The organism is Burkholderia sp. KCJ3K979, from assembly GCF_016759955.1.
GTDB lineage: Bacteria > Pseudomonadota > Gammaproteobacteria > Burkholderiales > Burkholderiaceae > Burkholderia > Burkholderia orbicola.
Map to the genome: position 1 here is coordinate 1 of NZ_JACFYV010000146.1, position 17,538 is coordinate 17,538.

Genomic DNA, 17,538 nt, shown 5'->3' on the forward strand with positions numbered 1-17,538 from the left:
CCCCTCCCCGCCCTGCTCGAACTCAACGATTCGTCGCCCGATCTCCCAATAGGTCGCCGTCATCAGGGCGTTCACCGTGCGAGCCGTCGCTTGGCGCGCAGACGCAACTACATCGGCAATTTCACGGTGCAGTCCGGCATAAGCGGCCTGCCCGACCTCGCGCTGCGTCACAGTGCGTTCACCGCGTCCTTGAACGCCTTGCCGGCGGTGAACTTCACCGTATTCGCGGCCGGGATGGCAATCTCCGTGCCCGTCGTCGGATTACGTCCCGTGCGGGCGGCTCGCTGCCCCTGCGCAAACGCGCCAAAACCGATGAGCTGTACCGATTCGCCGCGACTCACCGCGTCCGTGATCGCGTCCAGCACCGCCTGGATGGTTTTGCTCGCGTCGGTTTTGCTGACGCCCGCGCCCGCTGCGATCGCGTCAATGAGTTCCTGCTTGTTCATGAACAGCCTCGGCAACAAAATCAAAGCTGCACCCTACCTCATCCCGCTGCACACACGCAAATCGCTGGCCTCCGCCCCACCACTGCCTGCGGCGGCCAGCCCGCCAATGAACTCCGGCTTACACCTGTCGCAGCCGCGCTCGCCAAGAGCATTCGCGAACGTTTTCCGTCCGGCCAGCGCTCACACAACCAGCGGGCCGGTGCGGGCGCCATCACTCGCGCTGACTACGCGGTCCGGCTTCCGGTGTCGCACAACCTGACTGTTTCTCCAGCCGTATCTGCCCAGCCGACCTGCGCGGACTACGGCATCGGTTCGTGCCGCGTCTCCTGCCCCCCTATGCCCGCCACCGGCAGCCGGGCCTAGACTCCACTTTAGTCGTGTGAGCCCCACGAGCCGGGGGCGTTCGCTCGATGTCCCGAAATGAAGGGGAACATAGTCCTTACTATGTTCCCCTTCAGTTCTCGCGATTGAGCGCCACAACATCGACGAGATGTCACGCGGTCCTGTAAGTCTGCGGTCGCCGCAAAAAGGCCTATGTTGAGCCACCCGTGCAGTCGGCACGGCGTTCGTCCGTGGTCCTCCCTAGGTCTTCTGTCACCCGCAGGGAAAGCGCCAACGTCAGGTCATTCAGTCGACTCGCATTGAGTGGATTCCACCTCAATTTGAAAGCCTTATGAAATGATATCGCTTTCCCTTGCCACAGCGACCTAGTACGCACATTAACGTAGAAATACTAATCAATTTTCTTGGCGGGAAACTTTTGCACGCCCCTGCTGACTCCCAGGCCCCTAACGCAGTAGAAAAAAGGTGATTGATATCAAGCAGCCATATCGCTCTTCCACATAGCGAAATACGAGGTGTGGTCTTTTTTGAACATTTCAGCCCCTTCTCACAAGTGCGACCTTTTCTGTATGTCGACAGCCGCACACCCTGTCTTCGCGCGAGAGTCGCCGGTCGAAAGTGATCCTCCTAACATCACAGGATTGCATTTTCACATTCAATGTGATTTTATTATCACCTGTCGCGACCCGCCGCCGACCACGTGCGCGCGGCGCCCCCATACAAAGGAAGAGACACAGATGGAGACAATCGCCGTCATCGGCAGCAACATGGTCGATCTCGTGACCTATGTCGCGCGCATGCCCGTCCGGGGCGAAACGCTGGAGGCCCCGAACTTCGAGCTCGGCTGCGGCGGCAAGGGCGCGAACCAGGCCGTCGCGGCCGCGCGCCTCGGCGCGCGCGTCGTGATGGTCACGAAAGTCGGCGACGACGTGTTCGCCGACAACACGATCCGCAACTTCGAACGCGAAGGCATCGACACCACGCACGTGCGCAAGGTCGCCGGCGTGCCGAGCGGCGTCGCGCCGATCTTCGTCGAGCCCGATTCGAGCAACAGCATCCTGATCGTCAAGGGCGCGAACCGCCACCTGCAGCCGGCCGACATCGACGCGGCCGCGCCGATGCTCGCCGAATGCGCGCTGATCGTGCTGCAGCTCGAGATCGAGCTCGACACCGTCTATCACGCGATCGAATTCGGCGCGCGGCACGGCATCCCGGTGCTGCTGAACCCCGCGCCGGCGGTCGCCGACCTCGATTTCGAACGCATCCGTTCCGTCGAATTCTTCGTGCCGAACGAGACCGAGCTCGCGATCGTGTCGGGCCTGCCGGTCGATTCGCGCGAGAGCGCGACCCGCGCCGCCGAAGCGCTGGTCGCACGCGGGCTCAAGCACGTGCTCGTCACGCTCGGCAGCAACGGTTCGCTGCTGGTGTCGCGCGACGGCGTGCATCACGTGCCGGGCGTCCCGGTCGACGCGCGCGACACGACGGGCGCCGGCGACGCGTATATCGGCTGCTTCGCGCGCTGCTATGCCGCGTCGCGCGACGCGGTCGATGCGATGCGCTACGCGTCCGCGTACGCCGCGCATTCGGTCACGGGCCTCGGCACGCAGAAGTCGTACGCCGACGCCGCGACGTTCGAACGCTTCCTCCGCGACGCCGGCTTCTGACCGGCGCCTTCATCGACGAGACATTGGGAAGGAGACACCCATGAGCCGAACCCGGATCGAACACGCCCCCGACGGCTATTACCTGAATCGCACGCCCCTCTTCGCGTTCACGCTGCTGTGCTGCCTGTTCGCGCTGTGGGGCACCGCCGCGAACCTGAACGACGTGCTGATCGCGCAGTTCAAGAAATCGTTCTTCCTGTCCGATTTCGAATCGGCGTTCGTGCAGTCCGCGTTCTATCTCGGCTACTTCTTCCTCGCGATTCCAGCCGCGACCGTCGTGAAGAAGTTCAGCTACAAGACGACGATCCTCGTCGGCCTGCTGCTCTACACGACCGGCTGCCTGCTGTTCTTCCCGGCCGCGTCGATGGCGAAGTACGGGATGTTCCTCGTCGCGCTGTTCGTGATCGCCGCGGGCCTGTCGTTCCTCGAAACGGCGTCGAACTCGTATTCGACGCTGATGGGCCCGCGCGACACCAGCACGCGGCGGCTGAACATCTCGCAGACGTTCTATCCGTTCGGCGCGATGGCCGGCGTCTACATGGGCAGCTTCCTGATCTTCAAGGAAGGCGACGCGTCGCATGCGCAGCTCGCGGCGATGTCGGCCGCCGACGCGCACACGCACCAGCTCGCGATGATCCAGGCCACGCTCGAGCCGTACAAGTGGCTGATCGTCGTGCTCGTCGCGGTGTTCATCGTGTTCGCGCTTACGCCCTATCCGGCGTGCAAGGGCAATGCGGCGAGTACGGTCACGCACCGGATCGACGCACGCGGCACGCTCGCGCGCCTGTTCGGCAACCGGCGCTTCGTCGCGGGCGTGGTCGCGCAATTCCTGTATGTCGGCGCGCAGGTCGGCGTGTGGAGCTTCACGATCCGGCTCGCGATGCAGATCGGCGGCCTCACCGAGCGCGGCGCGTCGCGCTACCTGCTCGCGACCTTCTTCGCGTTCTTCGTCGGCAAGCTGATCGCGACGCTCGTGATGAAGCGCGTCGGCCCGGCCAAGGTGCTGATCGTCTACGGCATCCTGTGCATCGCACTGCTCGCGTACACGATCAGCGTGCACAACATCACCGCCGTGTATGCGGCCGTGTGCGTGAGCATCTTCCTCGGCCCGTGCTGGCCGACGATCTACGGGCTGACGATCGACGGCCTCGGCAAGGACACCGAATACGGCGGCTCGATCCTCGTGATGAGCATCGTCGGCGGCGCGGTCGTGCCGCTGATCCAGGGGCTGATCTCCGATCACACCGGCGGCAACATGCAGCTCGCGTTCGTCGTGCCGCTGCTGTGCTTCGTCGTGATCGTGTACTACGGCTTCTACTGCCTGCGTCACCTGCCGGCGGCGACGCCCGACGCGACGGCCGACGGTCATGCGTCCGCGCGCTACGCCGCGACGCGCAACACGTCGGAAGCCTGACCATGCGCGGCGAGATCGAACTGCGGCGCGACGACTTCCGCGAAGCGCCGCGCACGCTGTACCGCACCGACGGCCTCACCGTCACCGCGTTCGCCTATCCGTCCGGCGTCGAGGCGCTGAAGCTCGAGAACCGCCGCGGCCATCTCGTCGTGCTGCCGTATCTCGGCCAGATGATCTGGGCCGCCGAATTCGACGGCCGCGACCTGACGATGAAGCACATGTTCCGGCAGCCGAAGCGCGCGGCGTCGATCATCGATACGTACGGCTGCTTCATGTTCCACAGCGGGCTGCTGCGCAACGGCTGCCCGGGGCCGGACGACACGCACGCGCTGCACGGCGAGATGCCGTGCGCGCCGATGGACCGCGCGAGCCTCGTCGTCGGCACGGATGCGCGCGGCGCGACGGTCGAAGTGACCGGCGAATACGAATACGTGCAGGGCTTCGGCAGCCACTACGTCGCGCGTCCGTCGGTGCGGCTGGCGGAGCACGATGCGCGGATGACGATCGCGATGGAGGTGACGAACCTCGGCGGCGCACCGATGGACCTGATGTACATGGCCCACCTGAACTACGCGTACGTGCCGGGCGGCCGCTTCGTGCAGTCGCTGCCGCCCGGCCGCATGCGGCTGCGCGACAGCGTGCCCGCGCACGTGAAGCCGACCGCCGCGTGGCGCGACTACACGGCCACGCTTGCGCGCGATCCGGCGCGGCTCGCGACGCTCGATGCGCCCGCGCTGTACGACCCGGAGATCGTGTTCTTCATGAACGACGTGGAAACGGATGCCGACGGCATCGCGCATTTCCGGCTCGCGCATCCGGACGGCGGCGCGTTCCACACCGCGTACCGCCCCGCGCAATTCCCGCATGCGACGCGCTGGGTCCTGCACAACGCGGATCAGCAGGTCGCCGCGTTCGCGCTGCCGTCGACCTGCGAGCCGGAGGGTTACGAAGCCGAACGCCGCAAGGGCCACGTCGCGGCACTGGCGCCGCGCGCATCGCGCCGCTTCGACGTGGTCACCGGCTACCTGAGCGCGGCGGAAGCCCGCGATGCGTGATGTGATGAAAAGCGCGACGAAAAGTGCGACGAAAGGGGCTATGCACCGCGCGCGGCACAGCCGCGCCGCATCAGGTCACGAGCGCGATCCCGTGCTCGCGGATCGCCGTTTCGTAGCGGCGGCTCAGTTGCCCGTCGGAGATCACGTAGTTGAAGTCGGTCAGTTCGGCGAAATAGGCCGCGCGCACTTCGTCGAATTTCGTATGGTCGACCAGCAGAAAGCGGTTCTGCGCGCGCGCCATCACCTTCTTCTTCGCGTCGACTTCGTGGAAATTGAAGCACGTGACGCCGCAGCGTTCGCTTACGCCGGCCGCCGAGATGAACGCCTTCGACACGCGCACGGAATCGAGGATGCCCGTTTCGGCGACCGATTCGAACACCATGTTCTGGCGGTGATACGCGCCGCCGCACAGGATCACGTTGCAATGCGGCTTTTGCTGCAGCTTCGCGAACACGTTCAGCGAATTGCAGACCGCCGTGAATTCGAGGTCGTCCGGAATGAAATCGACGATGAACGGCGTGGTCGACCCGCAGTCGACGAAGATCGTGTCGCCGGTCGTCACGAACTGCGCGGCCAGCTTGCCGATGCGGCGCTTTTCCTCGGTCTGCCGGTTGTTCTCGGCGCTGATCAGGTATTCGCCGATGTCGCTGCGCTGCGCGGCGAAATGGCGCGTCACGTAGCCGCCGATCAGGCTGAGGCCGTGCGGATTGTCCGCGAGATCGCGGCGGATCGTCATTTCGGATACGCCGAACAACTCGGCGACTTCCCTCAGATGAATCGCGTTCTGCCCTTGCAGCACGTTCATCAATGTCTTGATCCGTTCGCCCTTCTTTGTTTCCATGCCTGTATCCTGCGTGCCCGCCGCGTGAGTCGCTCGTCGTGCCGGGCGCGCGGGCCCGGCCGGAATGTCGTATTTGTAACAAACCGATGTGAAAACATCAACTTTCCGTGTGCCCTTTCCGTACACGATCCGTGGAGTCCTGACACATGCCGCTTTCCAACGCCCAACTCGCCCAAACCATCGATCACACGCTGCTCGCGCCCGACGCGAGCGACGCGCAGATCCGCGAACTCTGCCGCCAGGCGGCCGAGCATCGCTTTTACTCGGTCTGCGTGAATTCGGCGAACGTGCCGCTCGCCGCGCGCGAGCTGGCCGAAACCGGCGTGCTCGTCTGCGCCGTGGTCGGCTTTCCGCTCGGCGCGGGGCTGTCCGCCGCGAAGGCATTCGAAGCCACCGCCGCGATCGCGGCGGGCGCGGGCGAGATCGACATGGTGATCAACCTCGGCGCGCTGAAAAGCGGCCGCGCCGACGACGTGAAGGCCGACATCGACGCCGTGCATCGCGCTTGCGGCTCGGTGCCGCTCAAGGTGATCCTCGAAACGGGGTTGCTGACCGACGACGAGAAGGTGCGCGTGTGCGAGATGTGCCGCGATCTCGGCGTCGCGTTCGTGAAGACGTCGACCGGCTTCGGCCATGGCGGCGCGACGCTCGCCGATGTCGCGCTGATGCGCCGAACGGTCGGGCCGACGCTCGGCGTGAAGGCGTCGGGCGGCGTGCGCGACCGCGCGGCCGCGCTCGCGATGCTCGAAGCCGGCGCGACGCGGCTCGGCACGAGCTCGGGGGTGGCGATCGTGACCGATCAGGGCGGCGGCGCGGCGGGGTACTGACGCGCGAACGGCCGGCCTTCGCACGCATGCGTCGCGCGTCAAGACCGGCCGTCGACATGGCTCGCACGCGCCGCACCGTGCGGCGTCGCCCGGCGGATGCGAAAAAATCGTCCGGGTTGCCGCGGTCCGCAGCCAACGTAAGGTATCGAACAGAAGCGCCGCGCGCGAAAATACGAAAATCGAAAAACCAGCGGCCATCCGCAGCGCTTCGCGATCCGTGAACTCATCGTCAAGGCTCCAATGCAAGCCAATCTTCGATCCCGGTTCCATCACGACGGCTTTGCGGTTATCGACCGGCTGATCGACCCATCGGAGATCGAAGACTTGCGCAAAATCGGCCATCGTCTGCTCGGCAGCCGCACGGGCTACGCCGAGGGCCTGATGTTCGATTTCTATCCCGAGACGAACGGGCGCGATGCCGGACCTCAACTGCTCCAGCTCCACTGGGCCTCCTATTTCGAGCGTCGGCTATCGGCACTCCGTATCCGTCGCACCGCGTTCGAGATCGCCCAGGCACTGCTCGGCCCGGAGGTTCGTTTTGCCGGCGACAGCTTTTTCCTGAAGCAGCCGCGTACGGGCACCGTGACGCCCTGGCACCAGGACGACGCGTTTACCGACGCGCGTATCGAGCATCGCGAAGTCAACTTCTGGATTCCGCTGCAAGCCGTCTCGGTCGACAACGGATGCATGCAGTTCATCCCCGGATCTCATCTGCACGACGTCCTTCCGCATGGTCCGCTCGGGGGTGACGTGACCGCACATGGGCTCGAGTGTGTGGGCGGATTCGATCCGGCGCGCGCCGTGGCGTGTCCGTTGATGCCGGGAGACTGCACCGTGCATGCGGGGCGCACGCTGCATGCCGCGGGGGCCAACCTCTCGGATCAGCCGCGGTACGCGTATGCGCTCAATTTCCGGTTGCCACGACGGCGCTCGAGCGTGGCGACGAACTTCCCCTGGCACAACACCTGGCGGCCCTCGCGCATCGAGCGCGCCCGGGCGTCCCGGAGCCTGCGGGGGTACTGGCCGTACCTTCGACGCGAACTGTACACGTTCGATTTCCGCAATCCGTTCGAGTGGCGACTCGCAGGCGGCAGGATCGCGCGTTGGCTGAACGTGCCGCGGCGGCAGCTGCGCGAACCCGGGCCGGAATGAATCGTGGCGGGATTCCGCCGCACGAGCGGCACCATGCGGCGGCGCCCGGCAAATGCACGCGGTTCGGCCAAAGACCTCGCCTCTTCCGCGCACGCGGCAACCCCGGCACAATGCCGGCCATGCGCTACGACAACGCCTTCGTCTACCCGTCCACCGGCCTCGCCGGCCGGCTCGCCAACCGGATCGTCGCGAGCGGCCCGCTGCTGCGCGCACGCCGCGCGGTGCTGTCGCGGCTGCCGTTCCTGCAGCTCGCGAGCGACGTCGAACAGGTCGTGTATTGCACGTGGATCGTCGATGTCGCGGCCGTCGCGCACCTCGTGCCGCGCGGCGTCACGCTCGCGAGCCGCGGCGGCCGCACGCCGTTCACGACGCTCACCTACCGGCACCGGCACTTCGGCCCGCGTCTCGCCGGCCCGCTGCGGCGCGTGTTTCCGTCGCCGCTGCAGAGCAACTGGCGGCTCTACGTCGACACGCTGCCGCACGGCGCGCCGGCCGGGCGCACCGTGCTGTTCGTGAAGAACGTGTTCGACCATCCGCTTTATGCACTCGGCAGCCGGCTGTTCAGCGACGCGCTGCCGTCGCATCTCGCGCGGCCCTTCACGCACGCGGTGCGCGATGCTTTGGGTGACAAATATTGTGGAAATTTCCGCCAAAAGAACTAGCCTTCACTCATCATGGATTGGAATGCTAGTCCGGCGGTTTATCCGCCACATCTGCGTTCTCGCGTGCGCCGCGGTTTCGGGATAGGCATAGGTCCAGATTATCGATCATGGTGCCAGATCAAAGGATCCGGCGGAAAAGGAACCTCAGCCTACGTCCGTGGAATAAAAGTCGACCGGATCTACCAGCTACTCAGCGAGAAGGAAACAACCTATTTTTATTTGCTTGAACGGAGCCGGTCCATCATCGACATCCGGGAACACTGGCCCATCCTCGATCTCGATCGTACCTTGCAGTTGTCTCGACAATGTGGCGTTCATCATCCATTCCGCAACGGCGCCCCCGAACCGTTCACACTGGATTTCCTCGTTACAGAGCTGACCGACAAGGGGCTTACGTATCGAGCAGCGAACCTGTCTCCTACGGTTGCCAACTTGCATGATAGAAGCGGTCAGCTACTATATGTCCAGTATTTGTGGTGTATAGAGAATGGTGTGCCCTGGTTCCGCGTTGACACCAGCCAATTTGATCGCAAAGTCCTCCAAAATTTGCGCTACATCCGGTCGTGGTTTCTCCATCAATACCGCAGTGACGACGAGTTGGCAGAGTCATACGCCGAAACCTTCCTCGCATGCTACGAACGCAATGTCCCTCTACAAAGTCTCCTAGTTGCATCACGTCAACGTTTGCATCTCACCGACACGGCGGCGCTCGATACATTTCTCTATTGTGCGTGGTCCGAGCGTATTCCGGTTTCTCTGACGCATCGTCTTGCACTTAGCGCACCTGTCGTCCTAGACGACGGCTACAATCATGGTTGACTTCGTCGCCATTCCCTCTGCCACACCGGCCCCGGGTCTCGTTTTGCGCTTATCAGGAAGCGAGCGGACCTATCTGCGCATTACACATCGATTTAATACTTGCGTCTACGCGATGTGGGTTAGTGACGCGAAGCTTGCTCACGACGCAAGGCGTCCGCAGCGGCTCTTGCTTCACGAACTTGCCGAACTTGCCAATGCAACAGGTAGCGAATGGGGCCGCATTGTACTTCCAGACGCATTTAAAAATATTCCCGACCCGAAATCCGATCCAGATATACGTCTTCAAGCTATCTGGAAACTTGTCGAACCACTATTGGCGCAATTCTCCATCGAACAAAATCTGACCAGAGGCATGTTCACTCGATTGATCCGCGATCACGCAAAAGTTAAGCTCGTCAGTCCTGTCTCGCTCCGACGTTGGGTATTGCGCTACTACTATTTCGGCGGATCGCGCCTTGCACTGCTCGATTTACCGTCCGGGCCGCACGGAATCGTGTCAATGACCGATCTCCACGCTGACGACCTGACTACACCCGCTCCTCGCCGGCGAGGCCCTAAGTCAGCCTTATCTAATGAATTAGGTGAATGCGATTTCGTCGTACAGAAAGAAGACATTAACGACATGCGCGATGCCATGCGGCGTCTCCACGGCAATCCGTTTGCGGGGGTGACCGTCCGCGGCGGCGCAACGCGCGCGCCGTTCGATACCGGGCGGGCGTTGACTGACCGGGAGTGGCGGGTCGTGCGAACTGCAGCCGACCAGCTCGAGCGGACCGGCTGGAGCGCCCCGGCTGCCGAGCGGCTGCGGTTTGTGCTCGACTTCGGCTATCTGTCACTAACATCCATATTCCTTGAGACAACCACTCGGCCTGCGCGCACCGTCGGCCTACGGCCGCGCCGTAGGTGCCGAACATACTCCCAAAGCACCCATTGCACTGAACGTCGCACCCATGGTCACCGACCCCAGACAGGTGCATCTCACCCTACGCATTCGAAATCAAAAAGCCGCCAATAGTACCAAATGAACACTATAGATTGTAGTTCTTTAGTGTTCGAAATGAGTTCATCTGGTCCTTCAGAGGAGGACTTGCATGCGCTCCGAGGCCAGTTTCGGCAACGCACTTAAGCGACTTCGCAAGATCGCTAACGTTACGCAGGAAGATTTTGGACTGATCTCCAGCCGCACATACATCAGCACGATTGAACGGGAACTGAAGTCGCCCACGCTGGGCAAGATTGAGCAGCTTGCCGAAGTGTTAAACATCCACCCACTCGCACTGCTGACGGTTGCTTACATGGACCGACTCACGCCGATGGATATCGAGCGGACCACTGCTTTCGTACGCCAGCAACTCTTGGAATTCATCGAAGAGGAGTGAGCATATCGAGCCAGCAAACGGGTGTGAGACGTCAGATCCGACCGTGCCGACCAGTTCGGAAAAGGCCGTCGATTGGCCCTGACGTGCTTTAGGCCAAGATACCGCCCCCAGCGCCGATGAAACGAGCGCCGGATGGACGCCAACGAGCACGGCAACGTGCCCCGTTGTAATTGGCTTCGGCGCAGAAATGGCCTTCCACCACTGCTACCAGCACGAGTCCGTGCCAAGAGCACTCCCGAGGATCGGGCTACGCGCACAACACCTAAATTGCGCGTGCATAGGCGCACCAAATCACACCGTACTTAGGCCTACCCTGCCTAAATCCTTGCCCAACTCGGCCTGCTTCAATACGTTTGCGATCTGCTCTTCGGTGAACTTGCTCTTCTTCACGGCATGACCTCACGCGGGAGGGATTGGTGGAACCAGCAGAATCGGATCAACCCGCGGATTCGCAATTTGCGGAGGCACAACCATCTGATCATTTTTGTCATAGACGAACGTAGCCTCGTCTGACCGCGATGACGGAAGTGTTATCCGGATGATGGGTACGATGCGCTTCGAGGCTTGCTGGTAATCCACTTGGTCGCCTTGGGCCCCCTTAAGTCCATTTGCGTGACCTGCAAGATAGAAAAATGCCATGATTGGCAGCTTCTCAGGGATATCTTGCTCCCATGTAGCTAAACGCAGCTCATTTTGCTCGTGCATGGATTCTTCGCCAATCAATGCCATTGCCTCAATGCTGGTTTTGAAAATAGCGGCGGTCGCTGGGGCGCCATGATGTACGTCAAAGCCACATTGGTGGGCGTGCTTATTGCCACTTGTGCTGCGATAGTGTGAAAACCATTCCGAAGCAGTTGAAATGCCTCGCGCCTGACATGGACCACTATCAGTCGGAAATGAGTTATCCGCACCGCATCCGTTGCCCACTCGATTTTCAGTGTTGGCGTCGATTGGGAATGAGCATAGAACTTCAGGCTCGACGACATTCGGCTTTATATTATACCTATAAGGAACGAAAATTAATCCGTTACCGTACCCATAAGCCAGCTTGCTGAACTTCGAATCTTTTCGCAGATAGGAGAATGAGACGCCTCCACTCGAAACGGAAGCAGGACTCGGGTTCCACGAGTGGTACTGAGACGAATGCATGGTCCCGCGAAGCATTACTCCGGAACAGCGAAACGCCGGGTTTGTAGCACTACCGCAATCTGGAGCCAGATTATTGTAATTGTCCGTGAGCTGTTGCGCGACCTTGTTGCCAGCGACTCCGACGAGCGCGACCGAGCCATCTTCGCCCGAGTATGCATGGGCGAGTGATATTCCAGCGAGGGAATACATTATTATCATCAAGATAAAAAACCATTTGTATTTCATTTTCCACTTTTCTTAAAATGGATAAAATTTATGAGACATGCCGAATTTTCATCATCGGCACTCTTGCTTTTAATATGATTGAGCGGACGAGCTCCATCATCTCGCCGGGGCGCCAATGGAATGGAGGCTCCGCGACATGGATATGTCGAAATGGCAAATAATCGGAAACAGTGTCGAATAGGCGCCATGGCGCCGTTAACTTTCCCGACGAAATGGGCAGTCCGATTGCATCATTGCTTATGGGAGTGAATGATGCGTTTCCACGACTCTCGCTTGCGACGGCTTCGGCGTACGGGAACCGCCCGCGGCCTGTCATGAACCGCGCGGTGGAATTTCTGGGGGTTGCGGCGGATATCGTCCGTACTCGCAGGCGATCGATCGTTGAAGTCCCGACGCTCGTTCGGCGCCGCCGTTACTGAGCATATTTGCCCAAGGCCGGCGGCTCGTCGGTGGCCTCTATCTCGTCGCTCGGTGGCTGCTGGTCCTACCGCGTATTGCCAGCAGGACCCACCCCCGCAATGAGGCGCGTCCTAAGCACCACCCGCAACGCAGCTCAAAGCGTCATTCCGGTTGCTCACCACACGAAACCAGCGCCGACACCACCCGCCACGGTTCCTCGTGTGTTCGTCGAGCCAGAAGCCTTGATGATCCAGCGCCCAGCGTAGGTGGACAGACCCACCGCAAGAGCAGACTGGCCGGCGTACGTGCCGCCGCCCACTGCGACGACGCTCTTCCCGGGCGCAGGTGCTTGCGGCAGCGACGCAATGGCCACGGCTGACGCGGTGCCTCCATTTGCATCCGCACGATCGTGTTCGATCTGCGATCGCAAGCCGCCCACCGATTCGTTGAGCTGTTGGACGTTGACGGCATCCGTCGGTGCGACACCGGCCGATACGTTGGTCAGGGTGCGCGTCATGCCCGTGGCGCTGTTGCCGAACGAGACGGCATTGTCCGCGTCAGCCACGGAACCTGCACCAATTGCAACGCTGTTAGTGCCCCAAGCGGTCGCGCCCTGTCCGACCACGGTGCTGTTCTCGCCGTGAGCGGATGCAGATTGCCCGATCGCCGTGCTATTGATCGCACGTGCATCCGCCCCGGCGCCGATCGCTGTCGCGCCCGACGCTTGCTGCGCCGAATTCGCGCCGATTGCCGTGGTGTCGCCGGCATCGCTGTCGATAACGGAGCCTGAGCCGGCCCCGACGTCGCTAACGTCCCGGCGCAGATTGGCCATCGTCATGACCCGACCATCACCGCGCGGATCGCCGGCATCGGTTTCGATCTTGCTGACGCGATCGTCCATCGCCCCCATTCGGTTTTCGAAGTCGCTTTGCAGCGACGACAACTGGCCATAGTTCACCGCGTCGTATCGGCTCTTGCCATCGGCAACGTTGGTCAGCATCACCGGCGCTGCCGACGGACCGCCCAGCGTCACCGAGCCATAGTTCGGATTGCCGTGCGAGTCGAGATCGTAGCGCAGCGCCAGCGAATCCGTGGCGCCATACGCCGCAGCCGCCTGCACCGCCTCCGATACCGTCCCGTACTGGTGACCGTGCACTTCAATCGAATGAATGGCCACGTGGCCGCTTCCATCGACCGTCGTGTCGCCGCCGATCGCGTTCGCAAGACTCGTAGCCGCGCCGTGCAACTGCGCCACGTTCACCGCGTCGGTACCCTGCGTACCCGCCGCAACGTTCACGATCTGGCGCTCGCTTCCGGCATTGCCCACTGAAACGGTATTGGCTCGACTCGCCTGGGAACCCGCCCCCAGTGCCACAGCGCCGTTCGCCCCTTTTTCCACGAAGGCTTTCGCGCCGAGCGCCATCGCGTCGGTCACGTTCCGGGCAACGCTCGCCCCCGTGCCCAGCGCAATGCCATTCGTCGCGCCCGCCACGGCCTCGGCGCCATTGCCGATCGCAATCGAACTTTCGCCGATCGCGTGCACATCGTTATTGCCGATAGCGATCGCGTTCTCGCCGTTCGCCCTCGCCTGCGAACCGATTGCAAGGGCGCTGGCACCATTCGTCGTCACATGCGAGCCGATCGCCACCGAGTACGGCTGCTCGGCACCGGTTTGCGCCATATTGCCGATCGCCACGGAGTTGTCCGAGTTCGCGATGGTACGCATGCCAATGGCAATCGTGTCTGCGCCCGACGCAACCGACCCGACACCGATTGCAGCCGAGGTCGTACTCGCCGGATCGCCGTCGGCGATACTCGCCGCGTTCGGCAGGCTACCGTCAGCACCCTGGCCGTCGATCAGCACGAAATTGGACAAACGTTGCTCGTCGATGGCAAAGGGATTGGCAACCAGCAAGCTGCGCCGCGACGCCAGATCGGACGAGAGCTTGTCGGTACGGCTCGACACCTTCCCGATCGCATCAGTCAGCTGATTCAAGTTGACTGCATCGGTACCTTTCGTACCCGCCGCGAGGTTCGAAATGCGGCGCTCGCGCCCCACGTCGCCCACCGACACTTGGTTTGCTTCCAGTGCGACCGAGTTGATACCGATCGCAACCGAATTGACTCCGGTCACGCGCGAACCCGCACCCAAAGCGATCGAGCCATTCGCTATCGCATTTGCACCGGCGCCAATCGCAACGGCATTCGTTCCCGTCGCAATCGCGTCTACACCTTGAGGCTTGATCTGGATGGCCTTCATTGCAAGGCTGACGTCAACCAGCTCATCCCGTATCGGCTGCGTCGCAGCAGTCAATTGCCCCACATTGACCGCATCGGTATCCGCACTGCCTGCCGCGACGTTCTTCAATGTCGTGCCATGCTCGCCACGCAGCGTTATCGTGCTGCCCGCGGCATCGTCGTACGCCACCGCGTTCGGATCGATACCGCCGCCACTGTCCGCGGCTGCCGCGATCGCGTCGCCGACGTTACCGTAGGTTTTGTCACCGACGCGATACTTCGGCGCCATCACGTTACCTCTCGCGTCCACCGTCGAACCGCCCCCCAGTGCCGTCGCGACACTCTGTGACGCACGGTGCAATTGCGAACCGTTTATCGCTTCCATACTCGTCGCACTGACCGTGCCGGCCGCCACGTTCTTCAGTGTCGTGCCCTTCACGCCAAGCGTGATCGAGCGCTTGGCGGAATCGTCATAAACGACCGCATTCGGATCCGTACCGCTATCGACGGCTGCCGCAATCGCATCCGCGACGTTGTCGAAAGATTTGCTGCCCACTCGATATGTCGGCGTCGTTACGTGGCCGTTGGTGTCGATATTCACGCCAAGCACGTTCGCCACCCTCGAAAGCTGGTTGACGTTGACTGCATCACCGGCGTGCGCGCCGTTCTTGACGTTGGAGATTCTAGAACCCGATACGCTGATTCCCGCCCTGGACGACAACACAAGCCGGCTGCCGGCAATGGTCGCGCCTTCGGCATCGACGATTATCCGATTCGCCTTGAACGGGTCGTCACCATAAAACAGCCCGGCCGATCTGCTTCCCGCCCATACTCCAGACCACAAATATGTGTCGGCCCCATTTCCAGAGGTAAGATAAGAAAAATACCGGCCCGCCATCTGGGAAAAATGAGCCCCACGCACACCCCTATAATTTGAATTATCCCATCTAGCGCAATTTTCAAATAGCACGCCGCTATTTATACAATTGCTGGCCACCGGGGTTTCATATCCAATGTATGGATTATGCGCATACGCGGCAGAAGAAAACAGGACACCACACCCGCCGCCAGCGACCGTCGCGAGAACGACGGAAACCTTATACAGCTCGCGCGCCCCCACGTGCAACACCGTGCCTAAAACAAATTTACGTCGCATACTAATCAATTCCAATAGTTACAACACAAACCGACAACCATCAAAACAATTCGCAAGATTTTTAAAATCGGTTGCGTTGGCAGCAGAATACCGGCATCTGGAGAGCAGCCTCAATACATAGTCGGCGCGCTGTTGTAATTTCGGAAATTTCTCTAGTTCCAGAATTATCTAGCAGCGTTTCGAAACGAACACGCTTATCGTCCCGGTCGGGCGGTTACATATATCCAGTTGGCGTTGCCCTCTCCGCGCCGCGTAACGACGGATTAGATGCATAGCATCCTTGGAGCACCGAATGTCGGTGTTTCGGTGGTTGGCAACCGAGGCATCGTGGAAGATCAATGCTCACGGGCATGCACGCCGATCTCTCTTTCCAAGCGTTGTGCAACGCGCGCCCCGTGGTTTGCCGTCAGCGCCGCAGGGCGAGAGTCGACACGACAACTCCTAAAACACCCGAACGATACGGAGGAATTTATCGAACAGAAAAATGGCGATTAAAAATCGCAACAAGGGTGCCGCCAGCCAATTTCCACCAACAGCATCACCATGAATCATTTATTCAAACTTTTATTATCTTCAATAGCAATCTTTTTTCTCAGCCAAACTGCATTCGCACAAAACACCGCCACCCAGGCAGAAGCAAAAGTTATCGACTACGTCGGACCTATTGCGATCAGCCAGCTATACGATTGGTATTACAAAACTCCCAAAAGCTGCGGCGGCCAGTATCGACCAGCTTTCCTGTGTAGCGGAGTAATGTTGCGCGCCACCGTGGAAAGTCCCGCATTCCGGCCATGGAACCCAAGCCCGGCCTCACAAGCGAGTGGCGGCGTCTCTTTCTCGTGGATCAGAGCCGACAGTAATTTTTCAAAGCTTGTTTTTAGTTATAAGAATGGATTCATACTATACCCCGGATATAGCACGCTTCAAGGCAAAGACAGCATCATGGTTCTCTGTGCTTATTCAATGGATGGAGGCACCGACCAGCGCCCTGGGAATGGTTGCGGCGCGTCCGCCAATTACCCTACCGAGAGCCGTCCCTGCATCGAGCAGGGAATCACAGATGCTCAAAAATGGATAAAACATTTTGATTCGCTAAAGATAAAATACAGCGATCAATGCGGCTGGGATGTCGCCAAAGGACACTCAGGCACCGCAGATCATTTTTATCAAAGCATTCTGGCGAGGCAAAAGATGCTTTCGCCATGGTGGGATATCCAAAACGAGTTGCGCGTGGCTACATGGAAGCAAAACAATGGCAAAAAACTTCCGATTCATTCGTTTTTCTACATAGCCGGCGACAATCAGGCCCTAATCAATGCCAAAATCGATCAAAAAACCTTCTATCAGGAATATGGAATTGTAGTTCCGGTGGTTGCGATCACTCTTCCAACATCGAAAGGCAAGGAAGCCTATTTTTCCTATAAACGCAGCGATCAATCTTCGGAAGTTTTGTAACTGACTTGGGGGCTTTGCCCCCCCAAGCTCGGCATGGTGTTCGCCTTGGTGCTGTCATGATCCCTGGTGCTGTCACCGGGCTTGGCGGGTGGCTCGTGATTTCCGAAAGGGGCTGGCCAGGATATCCGACACCGTCCGTAACGTGAAGACGTGCCATGTCATCCGATGCGGAATCCATGCTGCGACGTTGACCTGCCCCCGGTTTTAGTCCGAACTGCAGTTAGAGTCCGAGGTTAAAAACTGCTGCTTCGCGTCGTGCGCCCGGGCGAACTGCGCAGGCGTCAGATAGCCGAGCGAACTATGAGGCCGCTCGGT

15 protein-coding genes are annotated in these 17,538 nt (G+C 60.8%); 10 read left to right on the plus strand and 5 right to left on the minus strand.

All coding sequences use genetic code 11. From position 1 onward, the window contains the following. On the minus strand, positions 1-132 hold a 132-nt coding region (locus H3O04_RS36815), incomplete at its 3' end, for a DUF1016 N-terminal domain-containing protein (protein WP_442862840.1). Positions 133-167: 35 nt separating this feature from the next. Then, entirely contained in the window at positions 168-446 is a 279-nt protein-coding gene (locus H3O04_RS24870; protein WP_202588643.1) for an HU family DNA-binding protein, read from the minus strand. Positions 447-1,525: 1,079 nt separating this feature from the next. On the opposite strand from H3O04_RS24870, the gene rbsK reads away from it, so the two are divergent. From rbsK to H3O04_RS24885, 3 genes are read left to right on the plus strand one after another with little or no spacing between them, the layout of a single operon-like run. Continuing rightward, entirely contained in the window at positions 1,526-2,452 is a 927-nt protein-coding gene (gene rbsK, locus H3O04_RS24875) for a ribokinase (RefSeq protein WP_200161716.1), read from the plus strand. Positions 2,453-2,492: 40 nt separating this feature from the next. After that, positions 2,493-3,866, plus strand: a complete 1,374-nt coding sequence (gene fucP / locus H3O04_RS24880; RefSeq protein WP_200161717.1) for an L-fucose:H+ symporter permease — start codon at positions 2,493-2,495, stop codon at positions 3,864-3,866. 2 nt (positions 3,867-3,868) lie between these two features. Beyond that, positions 3,869-4,921 (plus strand): aldose 1-epimerase family protein, encoded by a 1,053-nt coding sequence (locus H3O04_RS24885; protein ID WP_202588644.1) that lies wholly within the window; start codon positions 3,869-3,871, stop codon positions 4,919-4,921. A 70-nt stretch (positions 4,922-4,991) separates the two neighbouring features. On the opposite strand, the gene deoR is transcribed toward H3O04_RS24885, so the two are convergent. Further along, entirely contained in the window at positions 4,992-5,762 is a 771-nt protein-coding gene (gene deoR, locus H3O04_RS24890) for a DNA-binding transcriptional repressor DeoR (RefSeq protein WP_012337409.1), read from the minus strand. Between the two features lie 146 nt (positions 5,763-5,908). Between deoR and deoC the strand changes: the two genes are divergently transcribed. From deoC to H3O04_RS24920, 6 genes are all read left to right on the plus strand, one after another. Then, positions 5,909-6,589: a deoxyribose-phosphate aldolase gene (gene deoC / locus H3O04_RS24895; protein WP_006481432.1), complete on the plus strand. Its 681-nt coding sequence runs from the start codon at positions 5,909-5,911 to the stop codon at positions 6,587-6,589. A 240-nt stretch (positions 6,590-6,829) separates the two neighbouring features. Continuing rightward, positions 6,830-7,741 (plus strand): phytanoyl-CoA dioxygenase family protein, encoded by a 912-nt coding sequence (locus H3O04_RS24900; RefSeq protein WP_202588645.1) that lies wholly within the window; start codon positions 6,830-6,832, stop codon positions 7,739-7,741. 119 nt (positions 7,742-7,860) lie between these two features. Continuing rightward, positions 7,861-8,403, plus strand: coding sequence for a DUF2071 domain-containing protein (locus tag H3O04_RS24905; protein WP_237666414.1), 543 nt, complete (start codon positions 7,861-7,863; stop codon positions 8,401-8,403). Positions 8,404-8,415: 12 nt separating this feature from the next. Then, positions 8,416-9,222 carry a TnsA endonuclease N-terminal domain-containing protein gene (locus H3O04_RS24910; protein WP_201317402.1) on the plus strand — a complete coding sequence of 269 codons (807 nt, stop codon included), beginning with the start codon at positions 8,416-8,418 and terminating at the stop codon, positions 9,220-9,222. Further along, positions 9,215-10,237 carry a hypothetical protein gene (locus tag H3O04_RS36820; RefSeq protein WP_416360851.1) on the plus strand — a complete coding sequence of 341 codons (1,023 nt, stop codon included), beginning with the start codon at positions 9,215-9,217 and terminating at the stop codon, positions 10,235-10,237. The genes H3O04_RS24910 and H3O04_RS36820 overlap by 8 nt, the downstream gene beginning before the upstream one ends. 76 nt (positions 10,238-10,313) lie before the next feature. Continuing rightward, entirely contained in the window at positions 10,314-10,601 is a 288-nt protein-coding gene (locus H3O04_RS24920; RefSeq protein WP_202588646.1) for a helix-turn-helix domain-containing protein, read from the plus strand. Positions 10,602-11,000: 399 nt separating this feature from the next. Here the strand turns inward: H3O04_RS24920 and H3O04_RS24925 are convergent, their stop codons facing one another. Further along, positions 11,001-11,975 carry an N-acyl homoserine lactonase gene (locus tag H3O04_RS24925; protein ID WP_202588647.1) on the minus strand — a complete coding sequence of 325 codons (975 nt, stop codon included), beginning with the start codon at positions 11,973-11,975 and terminating at the stop codon, positions 11,001-11,003. 574 nt (positions 11,976-12,549) lie between these two features. Then, entirely contained in the window at positions 12,550-15,768 is a 3,219-nt protein-coding gene (locus H3O04_RS24930) for a YadA family autotransporter adhesin (RefSeq protein ID WP_202588648.1), read from the minus strand. A gap of 543 nt (positions 15,769-16,311) precedes the next feature. On the opposite strand from H3O04_RS24930, the gene H3O04_RS24935 reads away from it, so the two are divergent. After that, positions 16,312-17,223: an N-acyl homoserine lactonase gene (locus H3O04_RS24935; protein ID WP_202588649.1), complete on the plus strand. Its 912-nt coding sequence runs from the start codon at positions 16,312-16,314 to the stop codon at positions 17,221-17,223. Positions 17,224-17,538 lie beyond the last annotated feature (315 nt).